This is a genomic window from Collimonas pratensis (assembly GCF_001584185.1).
GTDB classification, from domain to species: Bacteria; Pseudomonadota; Gammaproteobacteria; order Burkholderiales; family Burkholderiaceae_D; genus Collimonas; species Collimonas pratensis.
This window is the reverse complement of sequence record NZ_CP013234.1, coordinates 807,500-832,971: the sequence shown is the minus strand read 5'-3', so window position 1 is coordinate 832,971 and position 25,472 is coordinate 807,500. Positions and strand designations below refer to the sequence as shown.

Here is a 25,472-nt window from a genome sequence, read left to right as displayed (position 1 = left end):
TGTCGATATATCTCAACTATCGATTGACTGAGACCTATTCCTGTTTGCGGCATATAATAAATTTGCCAATCAAGCAAGCCGGACTGGTGGGTAATAGGGTAATAGCCCACCCACACGACAGTTACAACCGCAGTACTTTTGGAGGTTTTCGATGCGCGCGATATATAAAGTGGTTACCGCAACCTGCTTCAGTTTGTCCATCATCGGCGGAGGGGCAATGGCCGCCGGCGCGCCCAAGCAATACTCGGTGCGCGATTTCTTCAGGAATCCCGAACAAGCCAGCTTCCGGCTCTCCCCCAACGGCAAATACATCAGCTTCATGCAGCCCTGGGAAGGCCGCATGAATATCTTTGTGCGCACGGTCGGCTCGGATGCAGCGCCGCTGCGCATCACTTCAGAAAAGGCACGCGACATCAGCGACTATTTCTGGAAAGGCGACGATCGCATCCTGTTCGTCAAGGATTTCGGCGGCGACGAGAATTTCCACGTGGTGTCGGTCGGCCGCGACGGCAAGGACCTCAAGGACCTGACTCCCTATCCCAAGGTGCGCGCCCAGATCGTCGACGACCTGGAAGACAACAAGGATGAAATCCTGGTCAGCCACAACAAGCGCAACGCTGAAATCTTCGACGTCTACCGCGTCAACGTCAAGACCGGCGCCGAAAAGCTGGTGGCCAAGAATCCTGGCAATATCCAGGGCTGGATCACCGACCATGACGGCAAGGTGCGCGCCGCCACCACTTCCGACGGCGTCAACACCAGCCTGCTGTACCGCGCCAGCGAAAGCGCGCCGTTCAAGACGATCCTGACCACGTCGTTCAAGGATTCGGTGAGTCCGCTGTTTTTCACCTTCGACAACAAGAAGTTGTACGTGGCGTCCAACCTGGGCCGCGACAAGCAGGCCATCGTGGTCTTCAATCCGGAAACCGCCAAGGAAGAAGAACTGTTGTATGAAAACCCGGAGGTTGACGTCGACGGCCTGTCCTATTCGAAGAAGCGCAAGGTGCTGACGGACATCAGCTACACCACCTGGAAGCCCGAGCAGAAATTCCTCGATGCGCAAACCGAAGCCTTGCACAAGACCTTGCAGGAAAAGCTGCCCGGCTATGAAGTCATCACGCAATCGCACACCAAGGATGAATCGAAATGGATCGTGGCGGCCTATAACGACCGCACCCTGGGCAGTCGCTATCTGTTCGACAGCAAGAGCGGCAGCCTGACCAAGCTGGCCGACATCAATCCTGCCATCGCCGAACAAGACATGGCAGAAATGAAGCCGGTGCAGTACAAGGCGCGCGACGGCTTGCTGATCAACGGCTACCTGACTCTGCCGCTGGGCAAGGATCCGAAGAACCTGCCGGTGATCATCAATCCGCACGGCGGCCCATGGGCGCGCGATGTCTGGGGCTACAACCCGGAAGTGCAGCTGCTCGCCAACCGCGGCTATGCGGTCCTGCAGGTCAACTACCGCGGCTCGACCGGCTATGGCCGCAAGTTCTGGGAAGCGTCGTTCAAGCAATGGGGCAAGACCATGCAGGACGACCTGACTGACGGCGTGCAGTGGCTGGTAGGCCAGGGCATCGCCGATCCCAAGCGGGTGGCGATCTATGGCGGCTCCTACGGCGGCTATGCGACGCTGGCCGGGGTTACCTTCACGCCCGACCTGTACGCGGCAGCGGTCGACTATGTCGGCGTCTCCAACCTGTTCACTTTCATGAACACCATCCCGCCGTACTGGAAACCATTCCTCGACCAGATGCATGAAATGGTCGGCGATCCGGAAAAAGACAAAGCCTTGCTGAGCGCGGCCTCGCCGGCCTTGCATACCGACCGCATCAAGACGCCGCTGTTCGTGGCGCAAGGCGCCAACGATCCGCGCGTCAACAAGGCAGAATCGGACCAGATCGTAGAAAGCCTGCGCAAGCGCGGCGTGCCGGTGGAATACATGGTGAAGGACAATGAAGGCCATGGCTTCCACAATGAAGAGAACCGCTTCGATTTCTATACCGCGATGGAAGGCTTCCTGGCCAAGCACCTGACGCCGCAGTAGAAATCATCACATTTCTAGAAAGCGCGGGCGCCGGCAACGGTGGCCCGCTTTTTTTTCGGTAGGCAAAGTAACAATCGAAGCAGCGCAACATCGCCGCCAGCAAGCCATGCCCCGCCTGCCTTTAGCTACTGTTCCTTCACATATCCCTATTTATCGCCGCTGAATAATTAAGGTTTAGTACGTTTACTAAACAAATAAATCTCATAAATGTAAAATAAATCCTTATATATCAGCCAGTTATACGAATTTATTTTTAGAAATATTTGTAAATTTCACTTTTTTACTATACATTAATAGTCACAAAACATCCTTGAGTTCCGGCGGTATCGGGCGCAACAGCGCCATGGCTGAATCTCAGGCAAATGCAGGCGCGGCGACGGCAGCCTGCAAACAAGGAGGAGAGAATGCGAGCAACGATCCGCGATATCGCACTGGCTGCCAATGTATCCATCGGTACTGTGTCGCGCGCCCTGAAAAAGCAATCGGGCCTGACTGAACAAACCCGCATCCATGTACAGAGGATCGCGTCCCAGCTCGGCTACAACGAAGCCAACCTGCGCCAGGGAAAAATCCGCCGCCTGACCTTCCTGCTGCATCGCCAGCACAATAATTTCGTCGCCAGCCCGTTTTTCTCGCAAGTGCTGCATGGCGTGGAAACCGCCTGCCGCGAACGCAGCATCGTGCCGACCGTGCTGTCGATCGGCCCAGCCGACAATGTGATGGAACAGATCCGCCTGCACGAACCCGATGCGCTGGCAGTAGCCGGTTTCATGGAACCGGAAGTGCTGGAATGGCTGACCAAGACCGGCAAGCCGGTGGTGCTGATCGACTTGTGGGCGCCCGGTTTCCGCTCGGTCAATATCGACAATCTCGGCGGCGCCCTGACGGCGACCCGCCATCTGATGCAACTCGGGCGCCAGCGGCTGGCCTTCATTTCCGGCCCGCTGTCGCATTACAGTATTGCGCAACGCGCGCTGGGCTACCGCCAGGCGCTGTTCGAGGCGGGCCGGCTGTTCGATCCGCGCCTGGAAATCACCCTGCAGCCGGGCCAGGAACTGCAACAGCAGGCCGCCGCCGCGATGCAGACTCTGCTGCTGTCGGGGCCGCCGCCGGACGCCATATTTTGCTATAACGACGCCACCGCGCTGGCCGTCATGAACGTGTGCCAGGCGCGCGGCCTGCGCATCCCCGAAGATATCGCGATTGTCGGCTTCGACAATATCGACGGCGCCGCCGGCGCCGCGCCGCCGCTCACCACGCTGGCGGTCGACAAGGAAGCGCTGGGGCGGATGGGCATGCAGCTCTTGCTGGACGACGCCCCGGCGCAATCCGAAGTGGTGCTGCCGGTAGAACTGATCCAGCGCGCCAGCACGCTCGGCAGTGGAGCACTGCCATGAACATGCTTGAACTGACCGCAATGCCCAAAGAAGAATTCCGCCAGCCCGCCTTCCTGCTGCAGCACGTGCGCGACACCATGCGCTTCTATCATCCGCGCGCCATCGATCCCTCGGGCGGCTTCTATCATTTTTACAGAGACGACGGCAGCATCTACGACAGCCAGACCCGGCACCTGGTCAGCAGCACGCGCTTCGTCTTCAACTATGCGATGGCCTACCGCCAGTTCGGCGATCCGGCCTATCTGGAGGCGGTCAGACACGGCGTGGCCTTCCTGCGCGAGGCCCATTGGGATGCGGAATTGCAAGGCTACGACTGGACCTTGTCCTGGCAAGACGGCCGCAAGCAGGTGCTCGACCCGACCCGCCATTGCTACGGTCTGGCCTTCGTGCTGCTGGCTTATGCGCACGCCATGATGGCGGGCGTAGCCAGCGCCGAAGAGTGGCTGTATCAAACCTATGATCTGCTGGAACAGCGCTTCTGGGAAGCACACGCCGGCCTGTACGCCGACGAGGCCAGCGGCGACTGGCAACTGCAAGCCTATCGCGGCCAGAACGCCAACATGCACATGACGGAAGCGCTGCTGGCTGCCTACGAAGCCAGCGGCGACCAGCTGTTCCTGGACCGCGCCGAATCCGTCGCACGCAATATCACCGTGCGCCAGGCCGCGCTGAGCAAAGACCTGATCTGGGAACACTACCATCCAGACTGGTCGGTCGACTGGGATTACAACAAGGAAGACAGCAGCAACATTTTCCGCCCCTGGGGTTTCCAGCCCGGCCACCACACCGAATGGGCCAAGCTGCTGCTGATCCTGGAACGCCATCGGCCGCTGGACTGGTTGCTGCCGCGCGCGATCGAGCTGTTCGACGCCGGCATGGACGCGGCCTGGGACATGGAGTGCGGCGGCATCTATTACGGTTTCGCACCGGACGGCGTGATCTGCGACCAAGACAAATATTTCTGGGTGCAGGCCGAAAGCTTTGCCGCCGCCGCCCTGCTGGCCGAACGCACCGGCAAGCATCGCTTCTGGGATTGGTACGACCATATATGGCAATACAGCTGGCAGCATTTCGTCGATCACCGTCACGGCGCCTGGTTCCGCATCCTGACGCGCGACAACCGCAAGTACAGCGACGAAAAAAGCCCAGCCGGCAAGACCGATTACCACACCATGGGCGCCTGTTATGAAGTGCTCGGCGTCTTGAAACAAAACGGATGACGATGCAGTTCCTTCTGCATATGTCGTCCGCAGACTTGTACTGAATATCTCTTGACCCGCGGCGCCGTCACGGCCCGCCCTGTCGCCAGCCGGCTTCCCGGACCTGGCCACACCAGCAAATACTGAAATGCGAATTGAATTCGTAGTGGGTAGCTGTTTCCGATTACTTTGCATCAGCAAGTAACGACTATAAGGAGGAACGATGAATAAGCAGACATGCAGGAAACTTGCGGTGAGTGCGCTCGCGGTCATGTTGTTCGGTTGCGGCGATGGTTCAAATGGCCTGGATGGAAAAATCGGCAGCGCCGGAGCGGCCGGCGCAACCGGCGCAGCCGGGGTTGCCGGGGTTGCCGGGGTTGCCGGGGTTGCCGGGGTTGCCGGTGCTAATGGCACTCCCGGCCAGCCGGGAGCAACAGGGGCTACAGGAGCCACGGGAGCTACCGGTGCAACCGGCCAGCCAGGGCCGCCGGGAACCAGCGCAGCCGCACCAGTGGCCGACGCCAACAGTGCGCTCAAGCCACTGCCCGAACTGGCGCTGACCAAATACATCAATCCTTTCCTCGGCACCAAACAGCAGCCCGGCGGCACCCATCCCGGCAACACCGCCCCGGCGGCGACACTGCCGTTCGGCATGGTCTCGTTCGGTCCCGACACCGACATCACGCACGAATACTATTCCAGCGGATCCGGCTATAACTACGACAGCAACATGATCAACTACTTCAGCATGACCCGCATCAGCGGGCCGGGCTGCCGCAGCGGGGGCACCTTGCCGATCATGCCGACCATGCTGGCCAGCCAGCTCACCAGCAGCAGCAACCTGGTCATGCGCCAGAGCAGCAATACCTTCGATCATAAAGACGAAAGCGCTTCGCCCGGCTATTACAAGGTCAAGACCAAGGACGGTATCGTCACAGAGCTGACCGCCACCGCGCGCAGCGGCTTTGCCCGCTTCACCTATCCAGATAAAACCAAAGCCATCCTGGTGATCGACGCGACCCAGAACAATTCGATGACCGGCGTCAGCGCCCAGATCTGGCAAGATCCAGCCGACGCCAGCGGCTTCTACGGCAAGACCACCAACAAGTTCAACTGCGGCGGCTCTTATGACGTGTATTTCTATATACAGTCCGACTCCGCCTACGCCACGGCGCCGCGCTTCATCAACAATAGCGGCACCCTGGTCCTGAATTTTGATTTATCCAAATCGGCCGGCAGCAGCGCGGCGGTCAAGATCGGCCTGTCATATGTCAGCCCGGCCAATGCCTTGCGCAACCTGAAAAAAGAAAACCCCGGCTTCGATTTCGCCAAGACCAGGCGCCAGGCCGACGCCACATGGAACACCCGGCTCAATACCATCCAGGTGGATGCCAGCGGCAACAGCAACGACGCGCTGACGCAATTCTATACAGCGTTCTACCACGCCATGTCGGGTCCGACCTTGTTCAGCGACGTCGATGGCAGCTACATCGGCCTCGACAAGCAGCGCCACCAGACCGATACCTACAAAGACAAGACCGGCGCACTGGTGCGCCGCAATCACTACACCACCTTCTCCATCTGGGATACCTACCGCTCGCTTGGCGCCATGCATGCCTGGCTGTTCCGCGACGAAGCGGCCGACATGGCGCAATCGCTGGTGAGCGATGCCGTGCAATGCGGCGCCTTCCCGCACTGGGCCGATGCCAATGTCGATGACGTGCCGATGGAAGGCGATCACGCGCCGATGCTGCTGGCCAGCCTGCAAGCCTTCGGCGCCACCCGCTTCGACAGCAGCACCGCCCTCACCTACATGAAACGCGCCGCCTTCGGACTCAGCACCGATTGGCCGCAATGGCCGGCATGCAACGGCAATCCCGCCTTTGGCCGCAACATCGCCGGCACCGCGCAGGGCAATATGCCGGACTATCTCAAACTGGGCTATGTTGCCGAAGGCAGCGACGCCAGCGGCATCCATACCGGTTCGCTGACGATCGAAGGCGCCAACCGCGATTTCGCCATCGGCAGCTTCATCAACAACCTGGCCGCCGGCGATGCTACCGCCGACGACAAGAAGAACGCCGCCGCCCTGCTGACGCGCGGCGAAAACTGGAAGCATCTCTTCAACCAAGATAGCAAGGTCATGGCGGTCAAAGACCTGAGCGGCAACTGGGCATCGCCATCGCAGGACGACGGCTATCACGAAGGGACCGCCGCCCAGTACCTGTGGGCGATTCCGCATGACCTGAGCAAGATCGTCGCCGCCCTCGGCGGCAATGCGGCGGCCGTCCAGCGTCTCGACACCTTGTTTTCCATCAGCGCCAAAGCCGGCACGCCATCCGGGCTGACGCTGGACAGCAGCCGCCTCAACGGCGGCGAGAACTCGAACGATTTCTACATGGGCAATGAACCCGGCTTCGCTTCGCCCTGGGCCTACAACTGGACCGGCATGCCTTCGCGCGCGCAGTTCTTGCTGCCGCAGATCATGGCCGCCACCTTCTCCAACAAACCCGAAGGCTTGCCGGGTAATGACGATGTCGGCGCCACCTCCGGCTGGTATGTGTGGGCATCGCTGGGACTGTATCCGATGATTCCCGGCGTGCCCGGACTGACCATGGCAACCCCGCAATTCTCCAGCGTCACGCTGCAGCTGGCAGACGGCAAGCGACTGCTCATCAAGCGCGACGGCAATGCCGCCTTTGTCAAAAACCTGAAGGTGAATGGCAAGGACTGGAACAGCACCTGGCTGCCTCTGAGCAAGGTCCAGGCCGGCGGCACGCTGGATTTCAGCGTCTCCGACAAACCTACTTCCTGGGGCCAGGCCAGCACACCACCGTCTGGCGCCAGCGGCAATTTCTCGCAGTCTCCCTAACCGCACTCAAAGATGCGGACCGGCCACGCGGCCGGTCCGCCGGCGTTCGCCTGCCGCTGGCGCGGGCTGCGTTCGCCGTGATGCAAGCACGCCAGCCGTATCCAGAAATTTGGACTTTCAAAATAAAGCTATTGGAGGAACAATGAATCTGCACTCGCACAAACATTTCAGGAAGAACCTGGCGATCGGCATCGCCGTCGCAGCGCTGTCCGGCTGCGGCGGCGGTTCGGACCAGGCATCGGCAGGCAGCGTCGGCGCTTCGGCCGCCGCCAACAGCCTGGCGAAAGATGCCGCAGCGGCCAGCAGCAGCGCTGCCGCTCATGCCGGATTGACGCAGTACGTCAACCCGTTCATCGGCACCGCCGATTCAGCAGCGCCAGCCACCGACCCCGTCCCCGCAGGCGCCAGAGGCGGCACCTTCCCCGGCGCCACGACGCCATTCGGCATGGTGCAATGGACGCCGATGACGCCCAGCAACGGCGGCCAGGATCACCCCGTCGGCTACATCTACAAGGAAAAGACCATCACCGGCTTCCCGCTGACGCAGATGAGCGGCTCCGGCTGCGACGGCAACCAGGGCGAGTTGCCGATCATGCCGACCTTCGACCCTGGTGCGGTCGGCGTCAACGCCAAAGAGAATTTCGACCACAAGAATGAAACGGCGCGGCCGGGCTATTACCAGGTGACCTTGAACGACGGCATCAACACTGAACTGACGGCAACCACCAGAAGCGGTTTCGGCCGCTTCACGTTCCCTGCCAAATCCGCCATCGCTAGCGCCAACAAGACGCCATACCTGGTGTTCAACGCCACCCGCACCAACACCATCGCCTCAACCACTGGCGTCATCAAGACCGAAGGCAAGGACGGCTTGTCCGGCTCCACCGTCGGCGGCAATTTTTGCGGCGCGCGCACTTACACGCTGTACTTCTACGCCAAATTCGACCGCAACATCAGCGCCACCATCAACAACGGCAAAGCCAACGTCAGCTTCGACGCCAGCAGCAAACCGGCGGTGCTGATGAAAATCGGCCTGTCCTATGTCAGCAGCGACAATGCCAGGAAGAACCTGGAGCAGGAAAACCCAGGCTGGGATTTCAACGCCGTGCGCGACACCGCCGACGACGCCTGGAACAAGCGCCTCAACACGATCCAGGTGAGCGGCGGCAGCGATACCGAGAAGCGCAAGTTCTATACCGCGCTGTATCACTCGCTGCTGTCGCCCAACACCAATAGCGACGTCAACGGCGACTACCTCGGTTTCGACCAGAAAACCCACAAGGTGCAGGATGGCCGCACCCAGTACGTCAACTACTCCAACTGGGATGTCTATCGCAGCCTGATTCCGCTGAACGGCATGCTGTTTCCCAAGGAAACCAGCGACATGATGCAATCGCTGGTGAACGACGCCGACCAGTGCGGCGCCATCCCGCGCTGGGCGCCGATCAATGTCGACGCCGGCATCATGCCGGGCGATTCTGGCGTGCCCACCATCATGGGCGGCTATGCCTTCGGCGCCACCAATTTCGACGCCAGGAAAGCGCTCGACTACATGACCCTGGTCGGCAACAAGGCCGATGTGCAATGCACCGGCGACCACGTGCGCGACAGTGTCGACCGCATGAACGACTACCTGGTGCACGGTTATGCCGCCATGGACAACGGCTGGTGGGCCGGTTCGCTGACATTTGAATTCAGCACGGCAGACTTCGCCACTGCGCAGCTGGCCAAAGCCCTGGGCGACAACACCAACTACCAGTTGTTCCTGAGCCGTTCGGCCAACTGGAAAAACCAGTTCAATCCGGCCCGGAAGCAGCTTCTGCCGCGCTATCGCAACGGCAGCTGGCTGCTCAATCCGCAACCGAACGCCGACATGGTGGAAGGCAACGCCGAGCAATACACCTGGATGTCAGCCTACGACGCGCGCGGCCTGTTCGGGCTGGTGGGCGGCAATGCGGCCGCCATCGCACGCCTCGACACCTTCTTCCAGAACCTTAACGCCGGCATGAACCTGCCCAATTTCTACATGGGCAACGAGCCCAGTTTCGCCACGCCATGGCTGTACAACTGGAGCGGCGCGCCGTGGCGTACGCAAAAGGTGGTGCGCGACGTGGTCAACACCGTGTTCTCGGATGGTCCGGGCGGCCTGCCTGGCAATGACGACCTCGGTGCGGTCTCGTCCTGGTACGTGTGGGCGGCCATCGGCCTGTATCCGGAAATCCAGGCCGTCGGCGGCCTGACCATCGGCAGCCCGATGTTCGACAAGGTGACGATCCACCGGGCCGACGGCAAAAAGAAGCTGATGATCAAGGCCAACGGCGCCGCCACCAACTCGCCCTATGTGCAGAGCCTGAAACTGAACGGCAAGGCGCTCGACATGCCGTGGCTATGGTTGACGGATCTGAAGGATAATTCCACGCTGCATTTCTCGCTGGCGGCAAGCGAGTCGCAATGGGGCCAGGATTCGGCGGCCAAGATGCCTTCCTTCGGCCTCGACGGTTTCACCAGTCTGAGCGACGCCCTGAACAACCGTGGCATCGGCAGCGATGGCCAGAAAACCACGCGCGGACTGGAAGGCTATACCTACGACATGGGCGGCTGGAGCTATTCTTCGCAAGCACTGGCGGCAGCCGGAGCGAGCCCGGGCGGCAGCGTCAGCTTCAACGGCATCCAGTTCAGCTGGCCGGACGGCAAGCTCGGACTGGACAATATGGTCAGCCAGGGCCAGACCATTACCCTGGCCAAGCCACAGGCAGCCGGCACCCTCGCCATCCTGGGCAGCTCGACCAATGCCTCGAGCGCGCCTACCGGCAAACTGAACGTGACCTATACCGACAACACCCAGGTCAGCTTCGACCTGCGCTTCGACGACTGGACCCTGGGCGGCGGCTCGGCCAAGGTCGGCAGCTATAACCAGATCGCCCTGACCAGCGCCCACCGGGTCGACCAGAACGGCAATAGCGACAGCACCAAGGCTTACGTCTACTACTGGGATGCGCAGCTCGACCAGAAGCGCACGGTCAAGAGCATCACTTTGCCCTACCAGACCGACAACGGCGCAGTGATGCATGTGTTTTCGATGGCGCTGAAGTAGCTTGAAAGGCGCTTACGGCCCGGACAGCCCAGGCGGCCGTAAGCGTAAACCGATTGCGGCTGCGCGCCTAGAATTCCGCGTGCAGCCGCAGCGATCCTACCGTCACCGGTCCGCGGTCAGCGTTATAGGCGGGATTGTAGAAACGCTGCACATCCGCCGTCAGCGAAACCGCTTTCGACAGGCTGTAGCTGTAATAGGCTTCCATGATGCGCTCCGGCCGGTAGTTCAACTGGCCGTCGCCGATAAACACCCCCAGTCCGCCGGCCGCCAGATATTCCTGGTGCGCCTTGCTCAAGCCGTTCTGTATCACGGCGAAACCGACGGTGTCGTTGTCGCGATGCCAGCTGCTGCCCTTCACGGAAACGCCGGCGGTCATGGAACGTTCGATTTCAGAGAATGAATAGGTTTCAGTCTTGCCGTCGTTGCGGCTGAGACGGGCAAAGACGCCGATATCGTTGCCCAGGCTCTGTTCGAGATTGATGCCGTAGCCGTACTTGATGCGCTCCTTGCGCACCAGCGCCACATCCGGCGTGCCGCCGTTGAGCGCGGCATACGCCAGCGCATCGGAAAAGCTGCCCATGATCTCCTTGCTGCGGAAAGCCAGCAGGCGTACCTTGCCGGACTGGCCGCCGATCACGTGATCGTGTTCAAGCTCGACCTGGTCGCTATGATATTTGGTAATGCGGGTATCCAGGCGCTGGCCGTTCGACTCCAGCGGCACCATGAACCTGCCGGCCCGCAGCACCCAGTCGTCGTAATAATATTCCGCCGCCCCGCCCCAGGTGTAGCCGCGGGTATCGCCGGCGTAATCGTAAGGGCCATAGGTGGACAAGGCCCAGTTCAGGAATTGCGTGCGGCCGTCGTGGGCGTAAGCATTGCTGTCGAAAATATCGATAATGCTCAGGTTACCCAGCGTAACCACCAGACGCCGCTTGTCGACCATGCCGGCCAGCTGGTTGGGCGCCGATTCGAGCGCCTGTTTGCCGCCGCCAAAGCCCCAGGTTTGCCGCAGGAACAAGCGCGCACGGTAGAAAGTGGGGTTGGGGCTGCTGCCCTTCTGCTATTCGGAATCCATCATCCCGCCCAGCCCGGTCAGGCCGGACATCGGCACCGCTTGCACCACTTCCGGATTGAAGTAGAGCTCACCGCCGGTCCAGGGCCGCAGGCCGAGGAACAAGGTGCCGGAGAAGGAATAGCCCTTTTCGGCGGCGCTGCTCAAGCTGTTTGTGCCGGAATAGGCGGCGTCGAAGGAGGGCTTCTTTTGCCAGATGTAGGTAGCCTGGCCGTGCACGCCCCAACTTTCTTCCTCGACATCGTCGGCCTGCGCGGCGAGCGGCGCCGCTGCCACGGCCAGCAGCGTCAGGCCGAGCCAAAACCGATGGCCTGAACTGGGAGTGAAATGCTCGGCTACTGCGCGCGCTAGTGGTTTACGTGACATGGATTTTCAATACCGGCGCAATGCCGTGCAAGCGGATTTTACGGAATGGCGACGATATTACCGCATCGCCGCCACCGATCCGAGTTTTAACGCTTGGCCCTGCCCGCCTCGACCAATGCCGCCATCGCCAGCGACTCGTCGTCGCCTTGCCTGCGCAAACCGGCAATCACCGTGGCCTGGTTCTGCGCCGGCTGGTTCTGGCTGACCTTCCATTTGCCCGACAAACGGGTAATCACGATCTCGATGCCGACGATGGCGCCCATCAGCTTTTCCGTATACTCCTGCGGCGCGTCGGACAGCAGCCAGGGCGCCTCGAAAGCGGCTTCGTTATGCGCGGTAAGCGCCGCCAGGTGCGCCGGCAGCCAGCTGGCGTCGTCGATGATGCGCAACGTGCCGTAGGCGTGGGCGACAGCATAGTTCCAGGTCGGCACCACCTTGCCGGTCTCGGCCTTGGTCGCATACCAGGACGGTGTGATGTAGGCTTCCGGGCCGTGGAATATCGCCAGCACTTCCACCTCTTTGCGGAAATCCTGCCAGACCGGATTGGCGCGCGCCACGTGTCCGTGCAAGGTGCCGAAAGGACCGTCCTCGGCCGACAGCAGCATCGGGACGTGGTTGGCGTTGAGCCCTTCCGAAGACAACGTCACCAACGTCGACAACGGACGCGCACGTATCAGTTCGTGCAGGATTTCGATTCTCGGTTCGTCAAAATGTTTAGGGATATACATGGTGTGCTCGTGTGAAGTATCGGACCGCTGGTAATGACGTAAAAACTCAAGCTGGCGCGCGGGCTGGCATCAGCCCCGGTTGACGTAGGCATCCGGCGTAAAGCGTTCCATCAGCGCTTGCGGCTTGGCCGGCGCGGCGAAACCGAATTTGGCATACAGGCCATGCGCGGTGCTGGTCGCCAGCAGGAAGCGCCTCAGTCCCTGCAGCCCCGGATGCGCCATCACCGCGGCCATCAGCTCAGCACTGTAACCCTTGCCGCGATGTTCGGCCAGCACGAACACATCCACCAGGTAAGCAAACGTCGCGTAATCGGTGACGACGCGGGCATAAGCCACTTGCCCGGCGCCGGCAAACAAGCCGAAATTCAGCGAATGGCGGATCGATTCTTGCACCGTCGCCAGAGGAATGCCGCGGGCCCATGCCGACTCCTCGGACAGGAAGCGATGAATCAATGGAACATCCAGTTCGGCTGGTTCGGTGGTGATACGCAGTTCTGTCATCAGAGGATGCTTTCAGGTTAATTGCAGGAAACCGCAAGCCTGTAAATTAGCATACTCCCCAATGAAAAACAGCGCCCCGGGGGCGCTGTATCTGAAATCCTACGGTTGAGTTCTTGCTGCTCAAGCATTGCTGCTGGCCAGGGCCTTGCGCCCGGCGTCTTCGTCCAGTTCGCCTTCCCACTTGGCGATCACCGAAGTGGCAATGCCGTTGCCGATGACATTGGTGGCGGTGCGGCCCATGTCGAGGAACTGGTCGATGCCGATGATCAGCAGGATGCCAGCTTCCGGCAGATGGAACATCGGCAGGATGGCCGCCACCACCACCAGCGAACCGCGCGGTACGCCGGCCATGCCCTTGCTGCTGACCATCAGCACCAGCAGCATGGTCAGCTGCTGGGCAAACGACATTTCGATGTTGTAAGCCTGGGCTACGAACAAGGCGGCAAACGCCTGGTACATCATGGAGCCGTCCAGGTTGAAGGAATAACCGAGCGGCAGTACAAAGCCTGTGATCTTGTTATTGACGCCGAATTTTTCCAGCTGTTCCATGGTCTTCGGATAGGCGGCTTCGCTGCTGGCGGTGGAAAAGGCCAGCATGATCGGTTCTTTCAGCAAGCGCAGCAGAATGAAGATGCCGTCGCGCAGGAAGATGAAGCCGATCGCAATCAGCAAGGCCCATAGCGTGGCCAGGCCGGCATAGAAGCCGCCGAGGAACTTGGCGTAGGTCGCCAGCACGCCGAAACCCTGCACCGTGATCACGGCGGCGATCGAGGCAAACACGCCCAGCGGCGCAAAGCGCATCACATAATCGGTCACCTTCAGCATGACATGCACCAGGCCGTCTACCGCCGCGGTCACCACTTTTGCCGACTCGCCCTTGATCGACGCCAGGCCAAAGCCGAAGAACAGCGAGAACACCAGGATCTGCAGGATTTCGTTCTTCGCCATGGCGTCGACGAAACTGCTCGGGAACACGTGGGAGATGAAATCCTTCAGGTTAAAGCCGCTGGTATTGAGCTTGGTGTCGGCGCCCAGCGCCGGCAGCGGCAAGTTGAGCGCATGACCGACCTGGAGCACGTTGACAAACAGCATGCCCAGCGCCAGCGACAACAGGGAAGCGATAATGAACCAGCCCAAGGCGCGGACGCCGATACGGCCGACCGAACTGCTATCCTTCATGCCGGCAATGCCGGATACCAGTGTGCCGAACACCAGAGGCGCGATGATCATCTTGATCAACCGCAGGAACACATCAGTGATGATGGAGAAATACGCGGCGATTTCCTTCGCAGCCGCTTCGTCCGGCGCCAGGTTGTGGCAGATGTATCCGGCCACGATGCCCAACACCATGCCGATCAGAATCCAAGTCGTTGCCTTCATTTTCTTCATTTGCGTATCCTGCCGTATCTTGCCGTTAACCATACAAAAAATACTCTAAAGCCGTTGCGAGCCAGGCAAAGGATTTGCCGTCCCGTCGTCCGCGCCTGTTCAGCTGTGTTGTTTTGTGTCGACATGCACCTGCGAAATTGCCCAAAGGAAATCAGCAAGGTCGATTTTACGCAAATGACAATATTTTGCGAGTCAAAATAAAAAGCCCTCATGGCGGAGGGCTTAGTGAAACCTGGCGCCGGCTGCAAATTGAAACTGCCTCTGCCGCCGCGCCAAAGCTTAAACAGGCCCGCATGTTACCTTACAAAACATGCCGTAATCAACCAAAAACGACCGCCGCCGGAAGGCGGGAACGCCGGACCCGCGCAAGCTGCGGGCAGGCTTGCGGCAGGCCCTGTTTCATCAGTGCAAAAATGAGACAAGCGCGCAGCCGGGCTGATCCCCGCCGCCTGATTCGCCAATTTGCCCCCTGCCGGCGGCATTCCTATCTGGCGGCAGCAACCGCCTCCCACGTTATATTTTGATTTTGAGGCGTCAAAATCCGGCGCTGCACGCCACCCTGATGTATATTTCTCAGCGGAAACTAAAACAATGACTATTCCAGGAGATCGCAATGCCACACCGTAGCATCAGCAGCGTCATTTTTTGCCTCACAACTTTAGGATTCAGCGCCGCCGCATGGGCTGAACTGCCCCCCATCAAAATCGGCGTCATCGGCCCCATCACCGGCCCCTCGGAAGACATGGGGCTAAGCATGATCGGCGGCGCCAGGGTATTCCTGGCCGACATCAACCAGGTCGGCGGCGTACTTGGCCGCAAGATCGAACTGGTCGAGCGCGATGATCATGCCAAGCCTGACATCGGCGCCGCCATGGCCAAGGAGATGATCGAGAAAGACGGCGTAGTCGCCGTGGTCGGCTTTGGCAATACCGGCGTCGCCTTGCCCGCTGCGAAAATTTTCCAGGAAGCCAAGATCCCGCTGATCGTCACCGGCGCGACTGGCGCTGCGATCACCAAGTCATTCATGGCGCCCGCCTATCCTGTCAGCTATATATTCCGCACCGCCGCCAGCGACGCGCTGCAGCCGATCGTGATCCTCAACGATGTGATCGACCGCCGCAAGATCGACAAGATCGCCCTGCTGCATGACGACAGCCCCTACGGCCAGTTCGGCAAGCAAAGCATGCTGACCGAACTGGGACGCCGCAATATCAAGCCGGTGCTGGTGGAAAGCTTCAAGGTCGGCGACCAGGACATGACCACCCAGTTGCAGCACGCCAAGGACAACGGCGCGCAGGCCGTCGTGATGTACTGCCTGGCTCCCGAAGGCGCGATGGTGGTCAGAAGCGCGGAAAAGCTGAAACTCAGGTTGCCGATCGTCGGTCCGTGGGGCATGTCGCAACAAACTTTCATCGACAAGGCCGGCCAGGGCGCGGAAGGCGTGCGCAGCTCGGTGACCTTCATCGAAAACGAATTGAGCTCGGTCAGCAACCAGTTCTCGCTGACCTATCGTAACGTGAACAAGACCAACCACATTCCGTCGGCCGTGGCTGCGGCGCAAACCTATGACGCCCTGCGCCTGATCACGCTGGCGATCTTCCAGGCCAACTCGGTAGATGGCGTCAAAGTCAAGGATGCGCTGGAGAACCTGCAGGTGCACACCACGTCGACCGTCGTCTCGCGCTACTTCAAGCCGTTTTCGCCGACCGACCATGAGGCGATTGCGCTCAACATGATCGTCATGGGTGAGATCCGTAATGGCAAGGTGGCGTATGCATACAAGGAAGACGCCAGCAGCGGATCGATTGCGCGCACCAAAAAAACACAGTAAGCGCTTTTGCCAGGGCGACGCAGTTAGCGTTATCAGCAGCAACTGAATCCCGTTTCCGATAAAGATCTGCGTCGGGAGAGGCGGGATTCAGGCGCTGCTGTCTCTATGTTAAATTGGCGTTTTTACCGCCAGCATAGAACCCATGCCACGCAATATAGAAATCAAGGCGCGCGTCGATAGCATCGAAGTGCTCGCCGCCAGCGCGGCGGCTATCGGCAGCGACGGTCCTTATCACATCGCCCAGGACGACACTTTCTTCAGCTGCGCCAGCGGCCGGCTGAAACTACGCACCTTTGCCGACGGCAACGGCGAACTGATTTATTACAGCCGCGCCGATCAGCAGGGACCGAAGGAATCGTTTTATGTCATCTCACCTGCCCCGGCTCCGGACACATTGCGGGAATGCCTGACGCTGGCTTACGGCCAGGCCGGCCGCGTGCAAAAGCAGCGCACCCTGTTCCTGGCCGGCAGGACCCGCATCCACCTGGATCAAGTCGCCGGCCTGGGGAACTTCATGGAGCTGGAGGTCGTACTGGAGGAACACGAAACGCCGGATGCCGGCATGCAGGAAGCGCATGCATTGATGGCGCGGCTCGGGATTCAGCCATCGCAGCTGATCGAAGGCGCGTATGTCGATCTGCTCGCTGCCATCGCCGGCAAAGGCTGAGTAGATGCCTCTTAATCACACGGCAGATGCCGCCGCTCTGCGGCAGCAGATACGCACTGAGTTTTCATCCATCAACCCTCTCGACGCCCTGGAGCGGACGCAGATCGCCGCAGCCCTGGCATGGCTTGATTCAGGTGCGGAGCTGTGCCGCCTGGCCAAACCGGCGACACCACCCAAACACCTGGTGTCCTACTTTGCCGTAGTGGACGACGGCCACGTGCTGCTGGTCGATCACAAGAATGCGCAACTCTGGCTACCGCCAGGCGGCCATGTAGAAGCAGGCGAACACCCGCGCGCCACCGTACTGCGCGAACTGGAAGAAGAGCTTGGCTTTACCGCCTCGCACGCCATCCAGCCGCCCCTGCTGCTGACCGTCACCACAACCGTCGGACTCACCGCAGGCCACACTGACGTCTCGCTTTGGTACATCGTGCGCGCCAGCTGCAGCCAGCAAATCCATTTCGACGAGAGCGAATTCAATGCCGTGCGCTGGTTCCGGTTCGCCGAGGTGCCGCTGGCAAGAAGCGATCCGCACATGGACCGCTTCCTCAAGAAACTGCACAACGCTCAGCAGGCTACTGCGTAGCGCAGCTGAAACTCGCCGCCAGGTTGATATCGCCCGCGCCGCTATATTTCGGCCACGCAGGGAATTCACATAGCGGGCGGGTGCGGCCCGGAATGCCGGCCGTATCGGCGACGACCTGCGATACCGGCGCCTTGCCCTGCTCCACCCAGTTCTCCAGCGCCGTCAGCGAATCCCATGCCGCGTTGAAAACTGTCGACAATGAATGGCCGTAGCCGGGAATTTCGTAGTAGCGCACAAAGCCGGCAACCTCGGCGCTGCCCATCGTCGATTGCAAGCGACGGAAATAATCTTCGCTGGAACGCGTGCTCACTAGAGCATCCGACATGCCATGCGCCATCAGAATTTTCCCGCCCCTGGCCCTGAAGGCCGACAAATCCGTCTTGTTGACATCCTGCAGGATCGTGAGCTGGTCGACGCGCGCCTTCCACGCGCCAGGCTGCTGCGGATCAAACGACAGGGAATCAGACGCCGGATTACGCGTGACGAAATATTTTACCCATTGATCCCAGAACGTCGCCCAGTATGGCGCATCGGTCGGCATCGGCTGGGCCGGCTGACTGTCGCCCATGGCCAGCAGCCTGACCGTTTTCTGCGCCGCCGAATCGCCCGCCAGGCCCAGATCGGCGCCCCACACATTAAAACCGGGATACTGCGTTTCGCCGCTGCCGAGAGGAGAATTGAACGAGATGGCAGTACCATAGGTTTTCAAGGCAGCGATCTGCGCATCGGACAGACAGTTGTCGCTCGAATTACCAACCGCTTCGATGCCGCCAGCACAGCGCAGCGGCGCGCCATTCAGCGTTGCCGTGGCCGGATCAAAACTGCCGTTACATGCCTGCATATTGCTGATCAGGCCATCGCGGACGCCATCCAGCGCATCGCAGGCTTGCAGCGCGGCGTCATACAGCACCTTGCGCTTGGCCAGATTCAGATAAGCGCCCGGCATGGCAAAAGCGCGCGTGATGCGGCCAAACTGCAAATCCAGGCTGGCGGCCGCCCACGCCGGATACAGCACGATCACGCCATCCCAATCCTGCGGCCAGCGCTGCGCCACCGCCAATGCTTCGCGGCCGCCGGTCGAGCCGCCGGCGAAATAGGATTTTTGCGGCAGCGCTCCAGCGTAATACTGCTTGATCAGATACAGCGCGACATCGTGCGTTTTCTTGAGCGCGTCGCCGGCGAAATTTTGCAAGGCCTCATCGTTCTGTCCGAACGAACCGTCGCGGCTGCCCAACTGGTTGGCCTGGTGTCCGGAATCGCTGGCGAAGGTTGCATAGCCGCGCGCCAGCGGCTTTGGCATGTCCAGCGGACCGGCGGGAACGTTACCGCTGGCATCAGGAACAGTACCGTTATAGCCGCCACCGCCGAACATCAGCGCCTTGTGGTTCCAGGCGCCTGGCAGGTCGAGCTGGAACTTGATTTTCGGTGCGGCAGGATCGACAGGATTGATTTCGCCTTTGACCTGGCAGTATTCGCCGATTGCGGCTGCCCCCGTGCCGGCAGGCGGCACGCTGTGCGCGTCAATGACGATTGCGCCTGTGGTCGGCAAGCCGATGGCCGTGGCCGCTATCGCCATGCCGCTTAGCTGCGCGCAGCTAAGCGGGGCCGCGCCCGCTTGCAATTCGCCGCCGCCGCTGCATCCTGTGGACAACAGCATCAGTCCCAGCAATGCCATGGCAAGTGCACTGGACGTCTTCAGGAATTTTTTCCTCATGAACGGCTTCCCTCCTCAGGTTTTGGCTGCAAATTATTTTCACGGTGTCGACCAGACAGTAACATTTAAAGATAGAATTTTCGACATGATTTATCGGCCTGTTTTCCGCCCGCCGACAGGCAAAGCGCCTTACACTCTTTTAGCCGACGCTGCGGAGCGTTGCGTTGACACTGCTCCCTGCTTCACTTGATCAATTACCAGCCACGACAATGAAAACACTCTATCGTTACAGCATCATCCTTGGCGCATTGACATGCGCGGCGGCCGGTACCGCCGTCGCCGGCGAACGCATGGTTTTCAAAGGGACCTTGGGGAAAAATGCTGAAGTCGTGCTGGAGCTCGAAAATAAGGCCGACGGCTATGACGGCCGCTACTTTTATATGCGTCATGGCGTCGACATTCCCCTGCATGGCACGCTCGCATCGCTCAAGGAAGCCCTGCCGCGTCTTGAGAATGGAGAACCCTTGGCTGCCGACGACAATAGCGGCCGGCCGATATTCGTCGACCCTGCCACGGGAAAGCCGCGCAGCATCTGGCATGGAAAAATCAATGGCGATACCTACCAGGGCAGCTGGCATGACGCCAAGGCCAATAAAGACCTTGCCTTTGAATTGCACCAGGTAGGCAGCTACAACCCCGATGCCGTCAAGCCGGTCGGCGTGAAGGCCGTCACTGCCGCCATCACGCCAGGCGTAGGCAGCAATATCGCATATGGCACGGCGATTTCGCTCAAGAACACGCCCTACGATTACCTGAAAATGCAATTGCCGCTGCAGCTTGGACCAGAAATCCTGCGCAAGAACGTCGGCTACCGCATGGCGACAGATCCACGCACCAAGTTCGCCTATCCACGGCTGACCCGCCATCCCGATCCGCAAGTCCTGGCAAGCGTCAATCAGATTCTCGAACAGCGCCATTGGCAAATGAGCCTGGCGGCGCTGGAATGCAAGGCCACGCTCTACACCTCGGACGGGCCTGCCGCCGGCAGCCTGGGAGACTATGATTCGGAAACAATCGGCGTGCGCTATCTGTCGGCCACATTGATGAGCGTCGTCGAATCGGGAAGCACCTTTTGCGGAGGAGCGCATCCGAACAACCATTACGATCCGTTTACGCTGGACCTGGTCCAAGGCGGCTACCTGGATTTCAACCGCCTGTTTCCAGTCCGGACCAAGAGCAAAGACGGCTCGGAGATCGATCCCGTCCTTGCAAATTTCATCAGCAGAAAAGTGAAGTCAGAGAAGAAGCGGAATAGCCCGGATCAGGATACGGACTGCAGCGATGTGCTGCCGGAATACCTGGATTTCGAATTTGACGAGCCGGACAAGATTTCTTTTGTGGTTTCCGGCATCGGCCACGCCATGGGTGTGTGCCTGGGACCGCAACTGGTCATGCCGATACGCGCATTGAAACCGATCCTCAAAGCAGGCGCCAAGGCGTACTTCTGATGTGACTGGAAGTCCTCTTGAAAAGACTGATATGCGACGTCGTTCTTAAGCAAAAGGATGAATTTCATCTTGATTCCAGCCGGCATGGCTCCTGTACATTGCCAATGTCAGCTCCTGACCGACATGCGACAGCTGGGTTGCGGCGCCCTCCGCCGCGCCCTCTGCAGATTCGACAATGCGCGCAAACATCAGCGTCTCGTACTCAGCTACCGCTTCGGCCCAGTCGGCGCGCTCAATCAGCAAGCGCGCCAGCTCGGCGGCATCGAACATGGCGTTGTTCACGCCGTCGCCGCCGAATGGCGACATGACATGCGCAGCGTCGCCAAGCAACGTGAGGCCGCGCCGGCTGGGCCAGCAATGTCCCACCGGCAGTGCACAGATCGGACGAATAGCGAAGTGATCGTTGCTGGCCCTGAACAGATCAAGTATCTCGGGAGCGAAACCGTCGAACTCCTTGATCAGCTCCACGCGCATGGCTGCGGGTGAAGCAAGGTCGAAACGGCGCGCGGCCCAGTCGGCCGGCACGCGGAAAATGGCATACGCGCGGATGTGCGCATCGCCATTGCGCTGCGCGATGATTTCCTTGCCGTCGGCTTCAACGCCCATCTTGCCGCGGCCGACCAGCTGCGCCAGCGCAGGGTGGCTGCGGTCAACATCGTCGATACCGTATTCAATGAAGGTAAGGCCGCTGTATTGCGGCCGGTAAGGCGACAGCAAAGGCCGTATCCTCGACCAAGCGCCATCGGCACCGACCACAAGGTCGAACGGCCCCTCGCTGCCGTGACCGAAGAGCAGATTCCAGCGGCCGTCGGCGCGCGCCTGGACTTCGCGCATGGCACAGCCCCAGCGCACGCAAGAAGCGGGCAAGGCCTGCAGCAGCATGGCGCGCAGCGCCGTGCGATCCACCTCGGGACGATCACCGCTGGCGGCGTCCTGATCTTCAAACAGCACATTGGCCGCCTTATCCAGCAAGCGCGAACCCTGGTCCTCGTAGCGAGCAATGGCCAGGAACGCATCCATCAGGCCGGCCTGCCTGAGCGCCCGCAGGCCCGAGTCCTCATGCAGGTCCAGGGTGCCGCCCTGCGGGCGTTCCAGCGGATGAGATTCCTGCTCGAACACCGTCGTGGCGATACCGTGCAGATGGAGGATACGGGCAAGTGTCAGGCCTCCCGGACCCGCGCCGACTATGGCGATGCGCAATTGTGTATTCACAGAATGGCCAGTTTCATTTATAATAGGCACCTATATATAAACATAGCCACCTATGAAATGTCAACATCATGAAAATTGATCTGTCGAACAACCCCATGAAGCTCATCGGCCAGGTTTACCGCACTTCCACGCGGCTAGTCGACGGCCCGCTGCGCACGTTGGGATTCGCCATGGGGCAATTGCCGGTGCTGGTAGCACTCAAGAAAAGCGGCGCCCTGTCGCAAGCTGAGCTGGCACGGCTGGCGCAGGTGGAGCAGCCCAGCATGGCGCAATTGCTGAATCGCATGGAGCGTGACGGGCTGGTGCAGCGGGTTCCCAATCCCGATGACAAGCGCAGCCAGCTGGTGTCGCTGACTGCTGATGCCTCGCGGCGGATGCCAAAGGGAAAAGCTGTGATGGAAGCGGCCAGCCGGCAAGCCTTGGCGGGATTTACCGAGGAAGAGCGAGATCAATTACTAGCGCTGTTGCTGCGCGTGAATGCCAATCTTGATCGCGCGGTAGGCGAGAGAGAGAGTTGAGGCTAAATCCAGGTAGCTTTGCGTTTCCCTTATCGCGATCTCTCAAGGTTTGCTACAGCCGCACAATTTCTTTGGGCTGGCTACCGGATACCGGACTTGCCCCTACCTTCTACTCGCGCCCTACGCGCAGATAATGCCTGTAGTGGTCAAGTAAATTCGGACACGACGATAGGTTTTTTTGCTGCCATGTTCCGTTCGTAGACGGAGGGCGGCAGATTGCCCAGAACTGAATGTAGACGTTCGTTGTTGTAGAAGCCGACGATGTAAGCGGCGATATCGATCTTGGCCTCCGCGTGGTTGGCATATTGGCGCTGCCACACCCGTTCCATTTTGAGATTCAGGAAGAAGCGTTCGGCAACTGCATTGTCCCAGCAGTTGCCTTTGCGGCTCATGCTGCAGGTGAAGCCGTGACTGGCTAGCATTGCTTGGTACTGGGCACTTGCATATTGGCGGCCACGGTCTGAGTGGACGACCAATCCTTTGTCTGGCCGCCGCTGTTGAAGCGCCATGTGCAAGGCGTCACAGACCAGCTTGGCCGGCATGCTCGGTGCCATAGCCCAGCCAACCACCTTGCGCGAGAACAGGTCGATCACCACCGCCAGGTACAGCCAGCCGGCGCCAGTCCGCACGTAGGTGATGTCGGAGACGTAGGCCTTGTTTGGCGCTACCGGATTGAACTGGCGGTCCAGCACGTTGGCTGCGATCGGCAGATCATGCTTGCTGTCGGTAGTGTGAATGAACTTGCGCTTCCAGACTGGCTTTAAGCCCGCCTGGCGCATCAACCGACGAACCTTGAAACGCCCGGCCGTAATGCCGCGGTTTGACAGCTCCGTCACCATACGGCGGCTGCCATAGCTCTGGTGACTTGCCACGAAAGCAGCTCGTATATAGACACTCGCTTTGCAAACAACCGGCGCGGTAGCGCGGCGCTTCGCTTCGTAAAAACCGGAACGGCTAACGCCCAGCACACGACAGCTCTGTGCGACAGGGATGGCCTTCGTTTGCAGCTCGTCGATCAGTCGAAAACTCATTTCAGCTCGCGGGCAAAGAAGGCCGAGGCCTTTTTTAAGATTTCTACATCGCCTCGCAGTTGGCGGTTCTCCTGCTCCAACTGCCTGATTCGTTGTTGCTCGGGTGTCAGCGGTTTGCCAATACCTGCCTGGCCGGATTGCTCGGCATCGTACTGCTCTATCCAGCGACGCACGGCGGTCGGGCCAATGCTCATCGTTGAATACACGGCACAGATGAGCGGCGGCCAGAATTTCGACGACTTCAGCAACGGCGCGGCCGGCCTCAGCTCTTCCAATCCGGCCGCCACCTATGTCATGGGCAGGCACTTCTCCAGCCTGGCAGCGGATGCCATCATGCTGGCGTCGAATCCGGTGCGCTACAATTCACAGAGCTACTACGGCTCGCTGCTGATGAATCCTGATTTGCTGGGCGCTATCCAGCAAAACGGCTACATCGGTTCGGTCAATGCCGCTCTGCCGGCCGGCGCAGTGAACAAGGCCGTGGCGCAGGCGATGTGCCTGATGACCACATCGCGGAGCTACACCAACACCTCCAATCCGAACGGCATCGGCTCGGCGCCCTACCTCAACAAGACCTACACCGGCACCCCCGTGCAAATCCTGACCGCCCTGCTGGCCGACGGTTATCCGGAATGGAGCATCGACGGCCAAAACGACCCGTTCTGGAACACCAGCGTCAACAACAGCACCGGCAGCGCCTACAGCCAGGTCGGCGCATGGTTCAATGCCTGCGTCAGCAACCCGGCCTACAACACCACGACCTATCCGACGCCGACCTTCCCGGCCGGTTTCGCCGGCTGGGTTCAGGCCAACAATTGGTTAATCCGCACTTTCGCGCCGAAGGGCACCGTGACGTTCGGCTGGCAAGACAACATGTGGGCCATCGGATCGGGTTTCTGGCTGCACCAGAACCTGAGTACCGCGCAAATCGCCGCGACCTTTTCGACGCCGGTATCGACCTGGTTAAACACCAATGCGCCGGGCACCATATCGACCACCGGCACAAGCGCGCCTGACTTCTTCCTGTTCGACCGTTATGAAATGGACGACAGCGCGTCGCCCGGCGCCGCCACGCTATACAACGCCCGTTCGTGGGATAACTTCCTGTCGGCAATCGGTCAGCTCAGCAAGGCCAACAACAACATCCCGATGATGCTGTGGCAGATCCCCGGTTCGCACATCCCGAACACCAAGGAAACCACGCCCGAGCTATTCCAGGGCACTGCAGGCTCCTACGTGTTCAGCACCGCGCCGGTCTACTTCTTCGGCGATGGCAACCTGACCTCGAACCTCTCCAATATGATCGCCGGCGCGGCCAGTTCCACCAACGCCAATACTGCCGTCGGCGACTACGCCGTGGCATGCGGCGCCACGGCCTACAACTGCCTGACGCCGAACTCCGCCTACAAGCAGTATCTGATGGAGTACAACAGCCTCTCCAACAACTACAACTGGAGCATCGACAACGGCAAGCTGTCCCTGGCAGCCAGCAACAACGTGTTCGCGATTCTATGGGGTGGCGGTAACACCACCAACGTCATCAAGAACTTCAGCAACACCGACGACCACGGCTGGCTGGCCGGCAAGCTGATCAAGTACTACGCGAACCCGACGCCGGTGATCCCCCACTGACGGCCAACTTGTCTCGATTCGCCCCTATGTTCACCATCGCGGAGGGAAGTCTGTAAAACCTGCAAATTGACTTTTTGCAGAACAAAAGAGAAAGGCCCTCATTTCTGAGGGCCTTTTAAACTCTGGTGCCGAACGCCGGGGAATGAACGGCATCAGCGCATCCAG

Annotated in this window: 17 protein-coding genes and 2 pseudogenes; 11 read left to right on the top strand and 8 right to left on the bottom strand. The window is 60.1% G+C overall.

Going from position 1 to position 25,472, the window contains the following annotated elements; translation table 11 throughout:
• Positions 1-160: 160 nt before the first annotated feature.
• From CPter91_RS03780 to CPter91_RS03760, 5 genes are all read left to right on the top strand, one after another.
• Entirely contained in the window at positions 161-2,050 is a 1,890-nt protein-coding gene (locus CPter91_RS03780; RefSeq protein WP_061945822.1) for an alpha/beta hydrolase family protein, read from the top strand.
• Positions 2,051-2,454: 404 nt separating this feature from the next.
• The gene (locus CPter91_RS03775) at positions 2,455-3,447 is read left to right on the top strand and encodes a LacI family DNA-binding transcriptional regulator (protein WP_061937113.1); all 993 of its coding nucleotides are present in this window, start codon (positions 2,455-2,457) and stop codon (positions 3,445-3,447) included.
• On the top strand, positions 3,444-4,667 hold the full coding sequence (locus CPter91_RS03770; RefSeq protein WP_061937110.1) for an AGE family epimerase/isomerase: 1,224 nt from the start codon (positions 3,444-3,446) through the stop codon (positions 4,665-4,667). The genes CPter91_RS03775 and CPter91_RS03770 overlap by 4 nt, the downstream gene beginning before the upstream one ends.
• 202 nt (positions 4,668-4,869) lie before the next feature.
• On the top strand, positions 4,870-7,518 hold the full coding sequence (locus CPter91_RS03765; protein ID WP_167595126.1) for a GH92 family glycosyl hydrolase: 2,649 nt from the start codon (positions 4,870-4,872) through the stop codon (positions 7,516-7,518).
• A 142-nt stretch (positions 7,519-7,660) separates the two neighbouring features.
• Positions 7,661-10,612, top strand: a complete 2,952-nt coding sequence (locus CPter91_RS03760) for a GH92 family glycosyl hydrolase (RefSeq protein ID WP_061937104.1) — start codon at positions 7,661-7,663, stop codon at positions 10,610-10,612.
• 67 nt (positions 10,613-10,679) lie between these two features.
• On the opposite strand, the pseudogene CPter91_RS03755 reads toward CPter91_RS03760, so the two are convergent.
• The 5 genes and pseudogenes from CPter91_RS03755 to CPter91_RS03740 form a co-directional block, all read right to left on the bottom strand.
• Positions 10,680-11,654 (bottom strand): annotated as a pseudogene (locus CPter91_RS03755) (carbohydrate porin); the annotation flags it as partial.
• An 18-nt stretch (positions 11,655-11,672) separates the two neighbouring features.
• Positions 11,673-12,050, bottom strand: a complete 378-nt coding sequence (locus CPter91_RS27260; RefSeq protein ID WP_236905926.1) for a hypothetical protein — start codon at positions 12,048-12,050, stop codon at positions 11,673-11,675.
• 86 nt (positions 12,051-12,136) lie between these two features.
• Positions 12,137-12,778 (bottom strand): FMN-binding negative transcriptional regulator, encoded by a 642-nt coding sequence (locus tag CPter91_RS03750; RefSeq protein ID WP_061937101.1) that lies wholly within the window; start codon positions 12,776-12,778, stop codon positions 12,137-12,139.
• 69 nt (positions 12,779-12,847) lie between these two features.
• The gene (locus CPter91_RS03745) at positions 12,848-13,279 is read right to left on the bottom strand and encodes a GNAT family N-acetyltransferase (protein WP_061937098.1); all 432 of its coding nucleotides are present in this window, start codon (positions 13,277-13,279) and stop codon (positions 12,848-12,850) included.
• Between the two features lie 120 nt (positions 13,280-13,399).
• Positions 13,400-14,668, bottom strand: coding sequence for a dicarboxylate/amino acid:cation symporter (locus CPter91_RS03740; RefSeq protein WP_061937094.1), 1,269 nt, complete (start codon positions 14,666-14,668; stop codon positions 13,400-13,402).
• 613 nt (positions 14,669-15,281) lie between these two features.
• On the opposite strand from CPter91_RS03740, the gene CPter91_RS03735 reads away from it, so the two are divergent.
• From CPter91_RS03735 to CPter91_RS03725, 3 genes are all read left to right on the top strand, one after another.
• Entirely contained in the window at positions 15,282-16,499 is a 1,218-nt protein-coding gene (locus CPter91_RS03735; RefSeq protein ID WP_099047161.1) for an ABC transporter substrate-binding protein, read from the top strand.
• 142 nt (positions 16,500-16,641) lie between these two features.
• Positions 16,642-17,166, top strand: a complete 525-nt coding sequence (locus CPter91_RS03730) for a class IV adenylate cyclase (protein ID WP_061937088.1) — start codon at positions 16,642-16,644, stop codon at positions 17,164-17,166.
• Between the two features lie 4 nt (positions 17,167-17,170).
• Complete coding sequence (locus CPter91_RS03725) at positions 17,171-17,752, top strand: NUDIX domain-containing protein (protein ID WP_082792582.1); 582 nt, start codon at positions 17,171-17,173, stop codon at positions 17,750-17,752.
• On the opposite strand, the gene CPter91_RS03720 is transcribed toward CPter91_RS03725, so the two are convergent.
• Positions 17,742-19,466: a tannase/feruloyl esterase family alpha/beta hydrolase gene (locus CPter91_RS03720; RefSeq protein ID WP_061937086.1), complete on the bottom strand. Its 1,725-nt coding sequence runs from the start codon at positions 19,464-19,466 to the stop codon at positions 17,742-17,744. The genes CPter91_RS03725 and CPter91_RS03720 overlap by 11 nt on opposite strands.
• A 209-nt stretch (positions 19,467-19,675) precedes the next feature.
• On the opposite strand from CPter91_RS03720, the gene CPter91_RS03715 reads away from it, so the two are divergent.
• Positions 19,676-20,914, top strand: a complete 1,239-nt coding sequence (locus CPter91_RS03715) for a hypothetical protein (protein ID WP_061937083.1) — start codon at positions 19,676-19,678, stop codon at positions 20,912-20,914.
• 45 nt (positions 20,915-20,959) lie between these two features.
• On the opposite strand, the gene CPter91_RS03710 is transcribed toward CPter91_RS03715, so the two are convergent.
• Entirely contained in the window at positions 20,960-22,126 is a 1,167-nt protein-coding gene (locus CPter91_RS03710) for an FAD-dependent oxidoreductase (protein WP_061937081.1), read from the bottom strand.
• A gap of 68 nt (positions 22,127-22,194) precedes the next feature.
• Here CPter91_RS03710 and CPter91_RS03705 point away from each other — a divergent pair, with 68 nt between their 5' ends.
• Positions 22,195-22,644 carry a MarR family winged helix-turn-helix transcriptional regulator gene (locus CPter91_RS03705; protein ID WP_061937078.1) on the top strand — a complete coding sequence of 150 codons (450 nt, stop codon included), beginning with the start codon at positions 22,195-22,197 and terminating at the stop codon, positions 22,642-22,644.
• 146 nt (positions 22,645-22,790) lie between these two features.
• On the opposite strand, the pseudogene CPter91_RS03700 reads toward CPter91_RS03705, so the two are convergent.
• Positions 22,791-23,869, bottom strand: a pseudogene (locus tag CPter91_RS03700) (IS3 family transposase); the annotation flags it as partial.
• Here CPter91_RS03700 and CPter91_RS03690 point away from each other — a divergent pair.
• Positions 23,862-25,307, top strand: coding sequence for a hypothetical protein (locus tag CPter91_RS03690; RefSeq protein WP_150119615.1), 1,446 nt, complete (start codon positions 23,862-23,864; stop codon positions 25,305-25,307). The pseudogene CPter91_RS03700 and the gene CPter91_RS03690 sit on opposite strands and share 8 nt — an antisense overlap.
• Positions 25,308-25,472 lie beyond the last annotated feature (165 nt).

Coding starts and splice junctions, on each gene's coding strand:
- CPter91_RS03730 (WP_061937088.1), top strand. CDS start 16,642: ATGCCACGCAATATAGAAATCAAGGCGCGCGTCGATAGCATCGAAGTG.
- CPter91_RS03690 (WP_150119615.1), top strand. CDS start 23,862: ATGCTCATCGTTGAATACACGGCACAGATGAGCGGCGGCCAGAATTTC.
- CPter91_RS03770 (WP_061937110.1), top strand. CDS start 3,444: ATGAACATGCTTGAACTGACCGCAATGCCCAAAGAAGAATTCCGCCAG.
- CPter91_RS03745 (WP_061937098.1), bottom strand. CDS start 13,279: ATGACAGAACTGCGTATCACCACCGAACCAGCCGAACTGGATGTTCCA.
- CPter91_RS03775 (WP_061937113.1), top strand. CDS start 2,455: ATGCGAGCAACGATCCGCGATATCGCACTGGCTGCCAATGTATCCATC.
- CPter91_RS03740 (WP_061937094.1), bottom strand. CDS start 14,668: ATGAAGAAAATGAAGGCAACGACTTGGATTCTGATCGGCATGGTGTTG.
- CPter91_RS03705 (WP_061937078.1), top strand. CDS start 22,195: ATGAAAATTGATCTGTCGAACAACCCCATGAAGCTCATCGGCCAGGTT.
- CPter91_RS03735 (WP_099047161.1), top strand. CDS start 15,282: ATGCCACACCGTAGCATCAGCAGCGTCATTTTTTGCCTCACAACTTTA.
- CPter91_RS03725 (WP_082792582.1), top strand. CDS start 17,171: ATGCCTCTTAATCACACGGCAGATGCCGCCGCTCTGCGGCAGCAGATA.
- CPter91_RS03765 (WP_167595126.1), top strand. CDS start 4,870: ATGAATAAGCAGACATGCAGGAAACTTGCGGTGAGTGCGCTCGCGGTC.
- CPter91_RS03720 (WP_061937086.1), bottom strand. CDS start 19,466: ATGAGGAAAAAATTCCTGAAGACGTCCAGTGCACTTGCCATGGCATTG.
- CPter91_RS27260 (WP_236905926.1), bottom strand. CDS start 12,050: ATGTCACGTAAACCACTAGCGCGCGCAGTAGCCGAGCATTTCACTCCC.
- CPter91_RS03760 (WP_061937104.1), top strand. CDS start 7,661: ATGAATCTGCACTCGCACAAACATTTCAGGAAGAACCTGGCGATCGGC.
- CPter91_RS03715 (WP_061937083.1), top strand. CDS start 19,676: ATGAAAACACTCTATCGTTACAGCATCATCCTTGGCGCATTGACATGC.
- CPter91_RS03750 (WP_061937101.1), bottom strand. CDS start 12,778: ATGTATATCCCTAAACATTTTGACGAACCGAGAATCGAAATCCTGCAC.